We start from the raw sequence: 12,293 nt of genomic DNA, 5'->3' as shown, positions 1-12,293 counted from the left end.
AACAGAGGCAAAGGAGTGCAGAGATTTTGAGTAGAAATTCTCGATTTGAACATCGTGATAAGCGCAGAAAGGCGAATATGGTGCTTAACATATTAATTGGTATCGTTGTGGTGCTTATTTTGGTTGTCGCATCGAGTTTGTTAATTTTTAATAAACCGAAAGATCCAGATGTAGCAGATGCACCATCGAAAACGGCACCTGCAACGAGTGAAAATAAACAAAACTCAGAAGAAGATGTGAAAGATCAAAAGAAAGACACATCCGATGATTCAGATGCAAAAAAAGATGACTCATCCGATCAAGACGACGATTCGAAGAAAACAGATGATGAAAAAGAGCCAAGTAAAGATGCGTTAAAAGATGCCAAAGAAACAGACGGTGGTAAAACGAGTGACGTAGACAAAACATACGAAAACGATGACTGGGAGCCTGTAGGAACAGAGCAATCCGGTTCACATACAGCGACCTATGATTCTAACTCAAAAGACTGGAAAGAAATGATCAAAGCCATGTCCTATGCGACAGGAATTTCAGAGGATCAAATGACTGTTCTTTGGTTAGGAAATAACGGAGGACCTCAAGATGCAAAAGGAACCATCCGTGATAAATCAACAGGTGAACGCTATCGCGTAGAAATTACGTGGGTGGATGGAAAAGGGTGGAAACCTGAGAAGGTTGAAAAATTAAAATAAGTATGAAAAAAAGATAGCAGATATGCTATCTTTCAGATTGTTGACAAAGGGCTAAAATGATCTTTATTTTAGCCCTTTGTCTTCTTTTTTTATTTAGACATTCGCTTTAAAATGAACAACCGCTGTATACAAAATCCGGTCATCGATCACAGTCGTTTGATGACTCACTGAATGAACGGTTAGCAGGATCGCCTGATTATGTTCAATTTGTTTTTGGATCTTTTGTTCAAGCTCTTTTAAAGACGTTGCCTCAAAAAATTCAATTTTGTCCTTTAAAAAATCCAGTTGAAAATCCATTTCATTCACCCCTCCATGCTCTTCATTCATCTTAATCTCTCTCTTTCAAAAGGGCAAATATTTTTCTACCCCTCCCAGTGTTTTTTAGTAGGAAAGAAACAGAAGTTGTGGTAGGATAGGAACTGTTCGACGGAATAAAACATACTATACGCATAGGAATAAATAGATAAAGTGGAGGGAAAGAAAATGGGACGTGAGTTTCTTTCTTTATTTGATCATTGGGCTGAGTCTTATGACGACACTGTAAGTGGTCATGATGAGCAGTATGAAGAAGTGTTTCGCCGGTATCCGGCCATTTTAAAAGAGATTGCTCGACGTTCAGGTCAATATGTCCTTGAGTTTGGAAGCGGCACGGGTAATCTAACGGCGGCACTGCTTAAAGCAGATAAAACCGTGTTTGGCGTTGAACCATCAGACGCCATGAAGAAAGCAGCTCTTCAAAAGGGAGTACCAAATGTGTTTCATGATGGGGATTTTTTATCGTTTCCAGCGCCACCATTTGAGCCCGATACGATCGTTAGCTCATACGCTTTCCACCATTTAACGGACGAAGAAAAAAAACAAGCCATTCACACCTATGGCAACATCCTTCATTCAGATGGTAAAATAGTCTTTGCTGATACAATGTTTCAAAATCAAGCAGCACATCAAGCTGAAATCGACAAAGCCAAAGCCGCTGGATTCGACCAGCTTGCAGAGGATTTAGAAACTGAATACTATCCATCGATTGATGTGTTAAAGCAAATCTTCGAAGAAGAAGGTTTTAGCACATCCTTTCATCAAATGAATGATTTTGTTTGGATCGTAGAGGCGAAGAAAAGGGAATGAAAGGATGTTTTTGATTTGAAAATCGCAGTAATAGGTGCAATGGAAGAAGAAGTCACGATTTTAAGAGATCAACTAAAGAATGCAACACAAGAAAACATCGCTGGGTGTGAATTTACAACAGGTGTTTATGAAGATAAAGAAGTAATTTTATTAAAATCAGGGATTGGAAAAGTGAATGCGGCGGTCAGCGCAACGCTTCTGCTTGACCGTTTTCAGCCAGATTATGTGATCAATACTGGATCTGCTGGCGGTTTTCATCACTCATTAAATGTAGGTGATATTGTCATATCTACAGATGTCAGACATCATGATGTAGATGTCACAATCTTTGATTACGAATACGGACAAGTGCCAGGATTGCCAGCTGCTTTTGTCGCAGATGAAAAGCTTGTGAAACTCGCAGAGGAATCTGCTTTAGAGATCGATCATATTCAAGTGGCAAAAGGAACGATTGCAACAGGAGATTCGTTTATGAATGATCCGAATCGTGTAGCGTTTGTGAGAGAGAAGTTTCCAGAGCTATATGCGGTGGAAATGGAGGCAGCGGCCGTTGCGCAAGTGTGCCAGCTCTTTGGAACGCCATTTGTTGTCGTTCGAGCGCTATCGGATATTGCGGGGAAAGAATCCAATATCTCCTTTGATCAATTTCTTGAGCAAGCAGCGATTCACTCAACAGACCTTGTCCTGCGTATGATAAAGCAAACACAATAAAAGAAGGGGTTTCCCCCTTCTTTTCCATGCAAAGGAAGGGAAACATATGGCTGTCATAAAGGATATTACAGAATTAATTGGCCACACACCGCTTTTAAAGCTGTCAGGGATTGGCATCCCGGAAGGTGTTGAGGTGTATGCAAAGCTTGAAATGATGAATCCAGGTGGAAGTATTAAGGATCGTTTAGGTGACATGCTGATTAGAGAAGCGTTGGCATCTGGCAAATTGCGGCCAGGCGGAACCATTATTGAAGCAACTGCCGGAAACACAGGAATCGGGCTTGCCCTAAGTGCCAGAAAGCATCAATTGCGAACCGTTTTTTTTGTACCAGAACATTTTAGTCAAGAAAAACAACAACTGATGAAGGCGCTTGGTGCAGAGATTATTCATACACCAAGAAAAGAAGGCATGAAGGGTGCAATTGATCGAGCTCTTGAACTAGAGGCAAGCCTTGACAATGCCTATTGCGTGTTACAATTTAAAAACCGAGTAAATCCATTGACTTACTATAGAACACTTGGTCCAGAATTATGGTCCGACTTACAAGGGAATATTGATGTATTCGTGGCAGGAGCAGGATCTGGCGGGACTTTTCAAGGATGTGCCGCCTATTTAAAAGAGCAAAATAAGGCGTTAAAAACGGTTGTTGTGGAACCAGAAGGATCGATTTTAAATGGGGGGGAACCGGGCCCGCATAGAACGGAAGGAATTGGCCTTGAATTTATTCCAGACTATATGGAATCGTCTTTATTTGATGAGATTTACACCGTCAGTGATGATGATGCTTTTCGAATGGTGAAAGTAGCCGCTGAAAGGGAAGGCATTCTGCTCGGAAGCTCTTCTGGCGCTGCGTTATTTGCCGCTTTAGAGGAAGCCAAAAAGGCAGCACCTGGGACAGTTATTGTCACCATTTTTCCTGACAGCAGTGAGCGGTATTTAAGTAAAGGAATTTATGAGGGAGGAAAATAGAATGAAACCAAAAACAATGATGATTCATGGCGGAACAACTGGTGATGAAAAAACAGGCGCTGTGTCTGTACCCATTTACCAAGTGAGCACCTACAAGCAGCCGAAAGCAGGCGAACATACAGGATATGAATATTCCAGAACAGCGAATCCAACAAGAACGGCACTGGAAACAGTCATTCGTGACCTTGAAGGTGGAGCAAATGGCTACGCATTCGGTTCGGGGATGGCTGCCATTACTGCAGTGATGATGCTGTTTAACAGTGGAGATCATATTGTTCTGACAGACGACGTGTACGGCGGAACCTACCGAGTCATCACAAAGGTGCTCAATCGTATTGGTATTGAGGCTACCTTTGTTGATACTAGTGATCCAGAAGCGGTGAAAAAAGCGATTTTACCTGAAACAAAAGCCGTTTACATTGAATCACCGACCAATCCTTTACTTAAAATGACCGATCTAAAAGCCATCAGCCACATCACAAAAGAAGCCAACATCTTGATGATTGTCGACAATACATTCTTTACGCCGTATTTCCAAAAGCCAATTGAATATGGGGCTGACATTGTCCTGCACAGTGCCACAAAATATTTAGGTGGCCATAGTGATGTTGTGGGTGGACTTGTCGTGACAGCAACGAAAGAGCTTGGAGAAGAACTGCACTTTGTTCAAAACTCTACAGGCGGTATTCTTGGACCGCAGGATTCGTGGCTTCTCATGAGAGGGATGAAAACGCTTGGACTAAGAATGGAAGCACATCAACAAAATGCGCAGAAAATCGCCGAATTTTTAGCACAACATCCAGCAATCACACGTGTCTTTTATCCAGGTTTGAGTGCCCACCCAGGTCACGAACTCGCGAAAACACAAGCAACAGGCTTCGGCGGGATGATTTCTTTTGATATTGGAAAAGAAGAAAATGTCGATGTGTTTTTAAGTCAGCTTAAGCTGTTTACAATAGCAGAAAGCCTTGGAGCGGTTGAAAGCTTAATTTCTGTCCCTGCTCGAATGACTCATGCATCCATCCCAAAAGAGCGCCGAGAAGAGCTTGGTATCACAGATGGTTTAATTCGCATTTCAGTCGGTATTGAGGATATTGATGACTTATTACATGATATTGAACAAGGGCTGAACGCACTGGCGAATGGATAGATTTACATGCTCCTCGCTTTCTCTCACTATGTTAAGCTATGAATAGACATTGATTACGGGAAGGTGAAACAAGTGAAGGAAAAGTGGAGTGGTTTAGTGACAGATTACAAGCAGTACGCTTTTATTTTGCTTGCTGTCAGCGCCTTTTTATATATTGGTACGATCTTACCTAACCAGCACATCGAAGGATCTCCAAAAATGCTGATGATGGCAGTAGATTGTATGTTCTTATTAGCAGCTTTTCTTTGTGTAAAACGTGCGATCTTTTTTCAAAAAAAACTGCAAGAACTAGATGAAGATTAATCCGAAAAGTCTCCTCATGTGATGAGGGGGCTTTTTTATTGTATTGGACAATCGGCCAAAAATGACTGTAGAAATTTAGTCAAAAGTACAAAAAAAACCTAAATGACTAAAAACAGGTTTACAAAATGGTGCTTGCTGGATATACTTACAAAGTAATTAAAAACGTAAAGGAGGCTGAAGAATATGTTATTCGTATCTACTTGTAATCAATTCAACAAACAATTTCATTATGTCATCAGCCTGTGGAAGAGCTCGTGTCCTTCCTTTACCTATTACGGTGCACGCTTTAAAACTGTTTAAGTAAACGAGGATTTTTTACGTATCATCCATCGCAGGTTGAAAGACACTGTCTTTTGATCTGCATTTTTGTGTGCCCGCAGGTCAACTGATAAAGAAGATCTGCGGGCTATTCGCGTGCTGCGAACTGAAGGGAGGTGAGCGTAGATGACAATCCATTTATTTTTTATTACTTTGACGATCCAGCGTAAATACAAAGACATGGAAACCGTTCTTTATGAACAACAAGTCGAAACCTTTTATGAAGAAATGAAGCAGAAACAACTAAAGTATATGAACTAAAACAGGAAAAGAAAAAAGATGAAAAGGAGGAGATTGACATGTTTAAGATGCTTGCAATGCTTGATTGTTATACTAGGGAGAAGGACCAGGTTTAGACACGCTCCACATTGAGCACCTGCACATATGATAACCGTAAAAGGAGATTGTGAGGTGATCAATGAATGGCGATGTCACCATATATGAGGTTTCCGTCAGTGGGGCACGGGTATGCATCCATTCCGCATTCTTTAAAGCACGGGTACGGCAATCCATACCGAATGCAAAGAGAGCAGCAAGAAATGCTCAGACGTACTATGTACAATTACAATTACCCAACTTATTGGTATTAAAGAAAAGGAGCAGGAAACGTCATAGTTTCCTGCTCCTTTTACATTAGCAAATCCAGCTTGCACCGATGATGATCAACAAAATGAACAGTACAACAAGCAATGCGAATCCGCCTGCAAAACCGCCACCGTAGCCACCGCAGTAGCCTCCAGAATAACCGCCAAAGCCCATAATCTAGCACCACCTTTATCTAATCAAGATACATTCATAAAATATGCAGCACCTGCAGAAAACGAAATCAATCTGAGCACAATTAATGAAAACGCCTATTCGATCAAAAATTTTTAAAAGTTCTGCGAAACATTTTCTGAAAAGGTGCCGTCTAATTAAGGACAATTAAATTAGGACTAGGTCTTAACCTTTGTTAGGTGAGAGCCGATATGAAAAGTAAGAAAATTCGTAAATAGTTTTATTTACTCGTGCAAAGCAGGTGTTAACATTGATTCAAAGCTGGATTGGAAAACAAATGAGGGAACCAAAAGGCTTGTTCTCAAAATGGGTTGCCCGCTATATGGAAAAAAATCATCATAATATCAATCAATGGACGATTCAACTCTTAAATATACAAGAAAATGACCGAATTTTAGAAATTGGCACTGGAAGAGGCATGACATTATCAAAAGTAGCAGAAAAACTCGATCGAGGAAAAGTGTATGGAGTGGATGCCTCTCGTCATATGATCAAATATGCAAAAAGAAAAAATAAGAAGCTAGTGGAACAGGACAAAGCCATCATTACTCTTGGAAAGGCTGAACAGTTACCTTTTGAAGACAGATCATTCAATAAATTATTTACGGTGCAGACCATTTATTATTTGCCAGATATCGAACAGGTGATGAAGGAAGTGTACCGCGTCCTTCAAGTGGATGGAGAAGTATTCTTATCTTTTCAAAAGCAGGAAATGATGAAGAAACATAAACGTTCACAGTCTTTATCATCGTACAGTGAACAAGAGATCAGCCGACTATTTTCAGCGTATCACTTTAGAGACGTCTCGGTTTATCACTATGATACATACATCTGTATCAAAGCCTTAAAATGATGAAAATATTTCCCAGGTAATGAACAAGCACTCAAAAAAGAGGCTCTTCGTCAGAGGAGCCTCTTTGCGTGTAAAGCGACAGTGTCAACAAATAAAGGCTCTTCATGAGAAGAGCCTCAGCGTGTAGATAAACCCTCGCATTCGGTGTCAGTCCTGCGCGCCGGTGCTCACGAATGTCAAATTCGTTCTGCTCCGGTACTCGTCCTTCCTAAACTTCAAAGGTTTTCAATCACGCTGAAAAGAAGACAAAGGGCTAAAATAAAGATCATTTTAGCCCTTTGTCAACAATCTGAAAGGCTCTTCATGAGAAGAGCCTTTTGCATTCATTTCATATATAGGGGCCAGCCAGGTGTGTAAGGAATGATAGTATATATAAGGAATTTGTTTGTCGATTAAGGATACCTGTCTGGCTTATTTTTTATATCGACACCCTTTTACAAAAGTTTAGCTTTTTTTTCAATATTTTCTTTTTTATTTGACTGGGAGATACATTTTTCTCTCACCGATAGACAATCATTCATGTCTTTTTGTGACAATGAGCGGTTTGAAGAAGGGAAACGTCGAAAGATAGAGAAAATTGTAGAGACTTCATTTTTAAACAAAAAGGGAGGAATGGAGACATGTCGGGAAACAAAGGTGTCGTTTATAAAGGGGCAGGAAATGTAGCAGTTGAGGATATTGGATACCCTGATTTGGTCTTAAAGGATGGCCCAGGTGTACCTAAAGCCAATGTTGGGCGCAAATGTGAGCATGGCGTTATTTTAAAAGTGGTGACAACAAACATTTGCGGAAGTGACCAGCACATGGTGAGAGGGCGTACTACTGCACCTGAGGGACTTGTCCTTGGTCATGAAATTACAGGTGAAGTCGTTGAGGTTGGACGAGATGTAGAGTTTATTCAAAAAGGAGACCTCGTGTCTGTTCCGTTTAATATTGCTTGCGGACGCTGCGTCATGTGTAAGGAACAAAAAACCCATGTGTGCTTAAATGTAAACCCAGATCGTCCTGGTTCCGCCTATGGATATGTGGATATGGGCGGATGGGTTGGCGGTCAATCCGAGTACGTCATGGTTCCATATGCAGATTTCCAGCTGCTCAAATTTCCGGACAAAGATCAGGCAATGGAAAAAATACTGGATTTGACGATGCTTTCAGATATTTTCCCGACAGGTTTTCATGGTGCTTATACGGCTGGAGTAAAGCCGGGCTCTACCGTATATATTGCTGGGGCAGGGCCAGTAGGTCTTGCAGCAGCACATTCCGCTCAGCTCCTTGGCGCCTCTGCTGTGATCGTTGGCGATCTGAATGAGCAAAGGCTGGAGCAGGCCAGAAGCTTCGGCTGCGAGACGATCAATTTACGAAAGCATGATCGAATCGGCGAACAAATCACGAATATCTTAGGAGAGCCAGAAGTTGACTGTGCCGTCGATTGTGTCGGCTTTGAAGCTTCAGGTCATGGAGATCAGGGAGAAGCACCTGCGACCGTTTTAAATACAATTATGGATATTACAAAAGTTGGCGGTAAACTTGGAATTCCTGGGCTTTACGTCACTGAAGATCCAGGTGCAGTAGACGAGGATGCAAAAGTCGGTTCTCTTAAAGTACGAATTGGACTTGGCTGGGCCAAAGCGCATACCTTTGTGACAGGTCAAACCCCTGTCATGCAATATCATCGCAGTCTCATGAAATCCATCTTAAGCGGAAGGGCACAAATCGCCAAAGCCGTCAATGCGACCGTCATTGACCTTGATCAAGCCCCTAAAGGATACAGTGATTTTGATTCGGGTGTGGCGAAGAAATTTGTGATAGATCCGCATGGGATGATTTCAAAATAATGAACCATTGAACCATTTAAAATAAGAGGAAGAAAAAACTTACAGGAGAGCAGTTCCTGTAAGTTTTTTTGTTTTCAAATTTAAACAGGCCTGTACTATTCTCCTGCAATTCGTAACATGTTAAAATGAGTAAATTGGAAATATTACTCTTTAGTTGAAGGTCATACCATATATTCCGCTTGACTATAGGAAGAATAGGGGAGAGATATCTATTGCTAATAGTAAATGACATCAAGAAAAATTATGAGGATAAACAGGTATTAAAAGGGGTGTCCTTTCACTTGAAAAAAGGAGAATCGTTTGGGTTATTAGGACCAAATGGTGCAGGGAAATCTACATTAATTAGCATAATGACAGGGCTTATTCGTGCAACAAGCGGCACTGTGACGATTGGAGGAAAAGATTTAAACAAAGAAACAAAACATGCGCAGCAATTGATTGGCATTGTCCCGCAAGAGATTGCTTTATATTTTCATTTAACAGCAAAAGAAAATTTAATGTTTTGGGGGAGAATGTACGGACTCACAGGAAAGGAGTTAAAAAGCAGAGTACAAGAAACACTTGAGTTAATCGGTCTTGAAGATAGAGCAAATGATAAAGTGAAGGTATTCTCAGGAGGGATGAAAAGAAGAGTGAATATCGGATGTGCCATTTTGCATCGACCGAAACTATTAATCATGGATGAACCCACTGTAGGTATAGATCCCCAATCTAGAAATCATATACTAGAAACAGTCAGAACGTTAAATAGTGAAGGATTGACAATTATTTATACTAGTCATTACATGGAGGAAGTCGAATATTTATGTGAAAGAATGGCCATTATGGATCATGGCTCTATCATCGCTATGGGAAATCAACGTGAATTAAGTGAACTTGTCGGAAATCAAAGGGAGATTATTTTCACCATCAAATGTGAACATGGACAAAACGAAATAGATCGAGTGCGTCAATACATACATGAATACGACCCGATAAAGGAAATTTTGGTTCAAGGAAATCAAATCAAAATATTCGATCAACATCCTCAGCAGCTATTAAGTCGCCTCATTCAAGGTGTGACCGCATTAAATGTTCAAATTATTTCAGCAGAAATCATAGAACCAAATTTAGAAAATGTATTTTTGTATTTAACTAGTAAAAAATTGCGGGACTAGATTGTTTAGAGGTGAGCATATGAGCATTTGGATTGTACTGAAAGATCTATTATTGTTTTTTAGAGATAAAAAAAGCTTTTTCACACTTTTTTTTATGCCTATCATTTTGATCGCCATATTAGGTGCAGCATTTGGAGATCATATGAAGAAAGATAGTGAAGTCAGCATCAACTCATTTCGTGTAGGAATAACAGATCAAGATAAGTCCGCTACAAGTAAAATGTTTCTATCGACGTTGTCCAAGAGTGAGCTCGATGGCATCATTGATGTGAAGGTCACCTCGAAAAATCAGCTAGAGAAAGATTTAAATAGTAGAGACATTACAATGGGTATAATCATCAAGCCGAATTTTGAAAAAAGCTTATTAAATCAGGATCATGTGCAATTAAATATTTTGAAAGGACCTAATTCAACCTTACAGGAAATGGTTCTAGAAAATGTGGTTCTGCAATTCTTTCAAAATTATCAGATGAATCGTATTCTGGTGCCGTTGAATCAAGGTAAAGAAGTGGAAAGCGTGTCTGATCAACTGAAAAAAGAACTGGTGAACGAGAGGAATATTCATATCAACAGCCAGCCGATTACATCCTTCCAATACTACGCTGGCGGGATGGGTGTGCTTTTTTTATTAATGACTGTTGTTTTGCTAGTTGGAAGTATGATAGAGGAAAAAGAGGAAGATGTGTATAAAAGGCTGATTGTATCAAAATTAAGCAATACTAGTTACATCGTTGGGAAGTTATTGGGTATCGTTTTGATGAGTATGATTCAACTTGCAGTCATTATTTTATTTACTAGTTTTGTCTTTAAGGTGAACTGGGGAGAGCCTTTTACTGTTGTTATGATCGGATGTAGTTTTATATTAAATGCTGCGGGTTTCGGGGTGCTGATTGGTTCTTTTATCAATAGAGAAAAAACGTTTAACAGTGTGGGGATTTTAGGAACTCAAGTGTTAGCTGCTTTAGGTGGGAGTATGGTGCCCTTATACTTATTCCCACAATGGGTGATTGATATCAGCTATTTTTTACCTAATTCCCTTGCTCTTCAAATGTTTTTGAAAAGTATGGCAGGTGCTGATTTTAGTGAAATTCAAAGCGGATTATTACTTAGCTGTGGGATGGGACTAGCTTTCTTCATCATTGCTTTATTAAGAATGTCTTTTGAAAGGAAGCATCGTTATGCATAAAATATTAGCCATTATAACGTTAAAGTTAAAAGAAACATTAAAGTCCCCATTGACCCTCATTTTTTTATTTGTTATGCCAATCTTATTTAGCTTGATCTTTGGCAGTACGGTATCTGATACAAAGAAACCAACAGTTGCTTTTATTCAAGAACCCGGTCAACATCATTTGAATCAAGAAATTTTTCGAATTCTCGAAAAAAACACCAAATTTCTCTGGGTAAAGGCGACTGAAAGCGACGCAAAAGATTTAGTATCTGAAGAAAAGGTAGTTGCGTCTGTAAAAGTTGCAAACCAATTAAAGTCCTATCTAAAAGAAAATAAAGAGATTTTTGATGTGATGGTTTATAAGAAGACTGAGGAATATGCAGTCTTAGCTCCCTATTTAAAAGAGACAGCGGCTATCATTTATCAAATCAGTCAAGGTGTAAAAGAGCAGAAAAGTCTTTCTCTCATCAATGCATTGAAGAAATTGAATGAATCTGGCACCATTTCATTAATTGAAAAAAATGAAGATGGTCAAGCAAGCCAGCAGCCAAATTTAATTCCGCTTGGTTTCACCATCATGTTTATGATGTTTGCGATCTCAAGCGCTGTGTCATCTATTCATTTGGAATATAAAGATTATACTTGGCAAAGATTGCTTTCAAGTCCAATCCATAAAATATATGTGCTGCTGGGCTATTTAATGGCTTATTTCCTTCTAGGATGGATACAGCTTGGAGTTCTTTTGACCGTCTTATCTGTGTTCTTTCATATGTACTTAGGCAACCTTATTTTTATTTTGGTGTTTGGATCATTCGTTATTGGACTTGTTGTGAGTTTAGGGTTTATGATTGCCACCTTATCTCATACAAAAAAACAAGCTGAAGTATTTAGTGCAGTTGTCATTGTAGGGTCATGCATGCTGGGTGGTATTTATTGGCCTTTAGATATTGTTCCATACATGATGAAGAAGATCTCTTTGGCTATACCGCAAACATGGATGATGTCTGGTTTTGGTGAGATTATGAGCGGTACTGTCAATCACTCAATCTTATTATTAGACATAGCAGTTTTAGCTGCTTTTTCGATTGTTTTTATGGTGATTGGTTTGAAAAATATGAGATCCTATTAATCACTTTTCTTTGTTACATTTTAGTTTTTACAAAACCCTCCATGGCTCAATTGCGATAGAGGGTTTTTGTATTTATGTGATCTCCTCAAAATGGTATGATAG

General features: G+C 39.6%; 15 protein-coding genes. 13 read left to right on the top strand and 2 right to left on the bottom strand.

Annotated features, from left to right (window positions below):
- The first annotated feature begins 26 nt into the window (after positions 1-26).
- Positions 27-692, top strand: a complete 666-nt coding sequence (locus C6W18_RS03640; protein ID WP_105926013.1) for a YrrS family protein — start codon at positions 27-29, stop codon at positions 690-692.
- A 93-nt stretch (positions 693-785) separates the two neighbouring features.
- On the opposite strand, the gene C6W18_RS03635 is transcribed toward C6W18_RS03640, so the two are convergent.
- Complete coding sequence (locus C6W18_RS03635; RefSeq protein WP_180272882.1) at positions 786-989, bottom strand: YrzA family protein; 204 nt, start codon at positions 987-989, stop codon at positions 786-788.
- 186 nt (positions 990-1,175) lie between these two features.
- Between C6W18_RS03635 and C6W18_RS03630 the strand changes: the two genes are divergently transcribed.
- From C6W18_RS03630 to C6W18_RS19925, 7 genes are all read left to right on the top strand, one after another.
- Positions 1,176-1,817, top strand: coding sequence for a class I SAM-dependent DNA methyltransferase (locus C6W18_RS03630; RefSeq protein ID WP_105926010.1), 642 nt, complete (start codon positions 1,176-1,178; stop codon positions 1,815-1,817).
- Positions 1,818-1,832: 15 nt separating this feature from the next.
- Positions 1,833-2,528, top strand: coding sequence for a 5'-methylthioadenosine/S-adenosylhomocysteine nucleosidase (mtnN, locus tag C6W18_RS03625; protein ID WP_105926008.1), 696 nt, complete (start codon positions 1,833-1,835; stop codon positions 2,526-2,528).
- Positions 2,529-2,574: 46 nt separating this feature from the next.
- Positions 2,575-3,498, top strand: a complete 924-nt coding sequence (locus C6W18_RS03620; protein WP_034321418.1) for a PLP-dependent cysteine synthase family protein — start codon at positions 2,575-2,577, stop codon at positions 3,496-3,498.
- A 1-nt stretch (position 3,499) separates the two neighbouring features.
- Complete coding sequence (locus tag C6W18_RS03615) at positions 3,500-4,648, top strand: bifunctional cystathionine gamma-lyase/homocysteine desulfhydrase (protein ID WP_105926005.1); 1,149 nt, start codon at positions 3,500-3,502, stop codon at positions 4,646-4,648.
- Between the two features lie 72 nt (positions 4,649-4,720).
- Positions 4,721-4,951, top strand: a complete 231-nt coding sequence (locus C6W18_RS03610) for a YrhC family protein (protein WP_034321423.1) — start codon at positions 4,721-4,723, stop codon at positions 4,949-4,951.
- A 444-nt stretch (positions 4,952-5,395) separates the two neighbouring features.
- Positions 5,396-5,530: a YrzI family small protein gene (locus tag C6W18_RS03605; RefSeq protein WP_078061696.1), complete on the top strand. Its 135-nt coding sequence runs from the start codon at positions 5,396-5,398 to the stop codon at positions 5,528-5,530.
- Between the two features lie 161 nt (positions 5,531-5,691).
- Positions 5,692-5,859 carry a hypothetical protein gene (locus C6W18_RS19925; RefSeq protein ID WP_189318043.1) on the top strand — a complete coding sequence of 56 codons (168 nt, stop codon included), beginning with the start codon at positions 5,692-5,694 and terminating at the stop codon, positions 5,857-5,859.
- A 43-nt stretch (positions 5,860-5,902) separates the two neighbouring features.
- Here the strand turns inward: C6W18_RS19925 and C6W18_RS20560 are convergent, their stop codons facing one another.
- The gene (locus C6W18_RS20560) at positions 5,903-6,028 is read right to left on the bottom strand and encodes a YjcZ family sporulation protein (RefSeq protein WP_008342643.1); all 126 of its coding nucleotides are present in this window, start codon (positions 6,026-6,028) and stop codon (positions 5,903-5,905) included.
- A 268-nt stretch (positions 6,029-6,296) separates the two neighbouring features.
- On the opposite strand from C6W18_RS20560, the gene C6W18_RS03595 reads away from it, so the two are divergent.
- The 5 genes from C6W18_RS03595 (at position 6,297) to C6W18_RS03570 (ending at position 12,191) form a co-directional block, all read left to right on the top strand.
- On the top strand, positions 6,297-6,899 hold the full coding sequence (locus tag C6W18_RS03595; protein WP_105926003.1) for a class I SAM-dependent methyltransferase: 603 nt from the start codon (positions 6,297-6,299) through the stop codon (positions 6,897-6,899).
- Between the two features lie 620 nt (positions 6,900-7,519).
- Complete coding sequence (gene fdhA / locus C6W18_RS03585) at positions 7,520-8,734, top strand: formaldehyde dehydrogenase, glutathione-independent (protein WP_099727725.1); 1,215 nt, start codon at positions 7,520-7,522, stop codon at positions 8,732-8,734.
- 212 nt (positions 8,735-8,946) lie between these two features.
- Positions 8,947-9,891, top strand: coding sequence for an ABC transporter ATP-binding protein (locus C6W18_RS03580; RefSeq protein ID WP_105925999.1), 945 nt, complete (start codon positions 8,947-8,949; stop codon positions 9,889-9,891).
- A gap of 19 nt (positions 9,892-9,910) precedes the next feature.
- Positions 9,911-11,077 (top strand): ABC transporter permease, encoded by a 1,167-nt coding sequence (locus tag C6W18_RS03575; RefSeq protein ID WP_105925997.1) that lies wholly within the window; start codon positions 9,911-9,913, stop codon positions 11,075-11,077.
- A complete protein-coding gene (locus tag C6W18_RS03570) occupies positions 11,070-12,191 on the top strand; it encodes an ABC transporter permease (RefSeq protein ID WP_105925995.1) in 1,122 nt (373 codons plus the stop codon). The genes C6W18_RS03575 and C6W18_RS03570 overlap by 8 nt, the downstream gene beginning before the upstream one ends.
- Positions 12,192-12,293: the final 102 nt, after the last annotated feature.

The organism is Bacillus sp. LLTC93 (assembly GCF_002993125.1).
GTDB lineage: Bacteria > Bacillota > Bacilli > Bacillales > Bacillaceae > Bacillus > Bacillus zhangzhouensis.
This window is presented reverse-complemented; position numbering and strand designations above follow the sequence as displayed.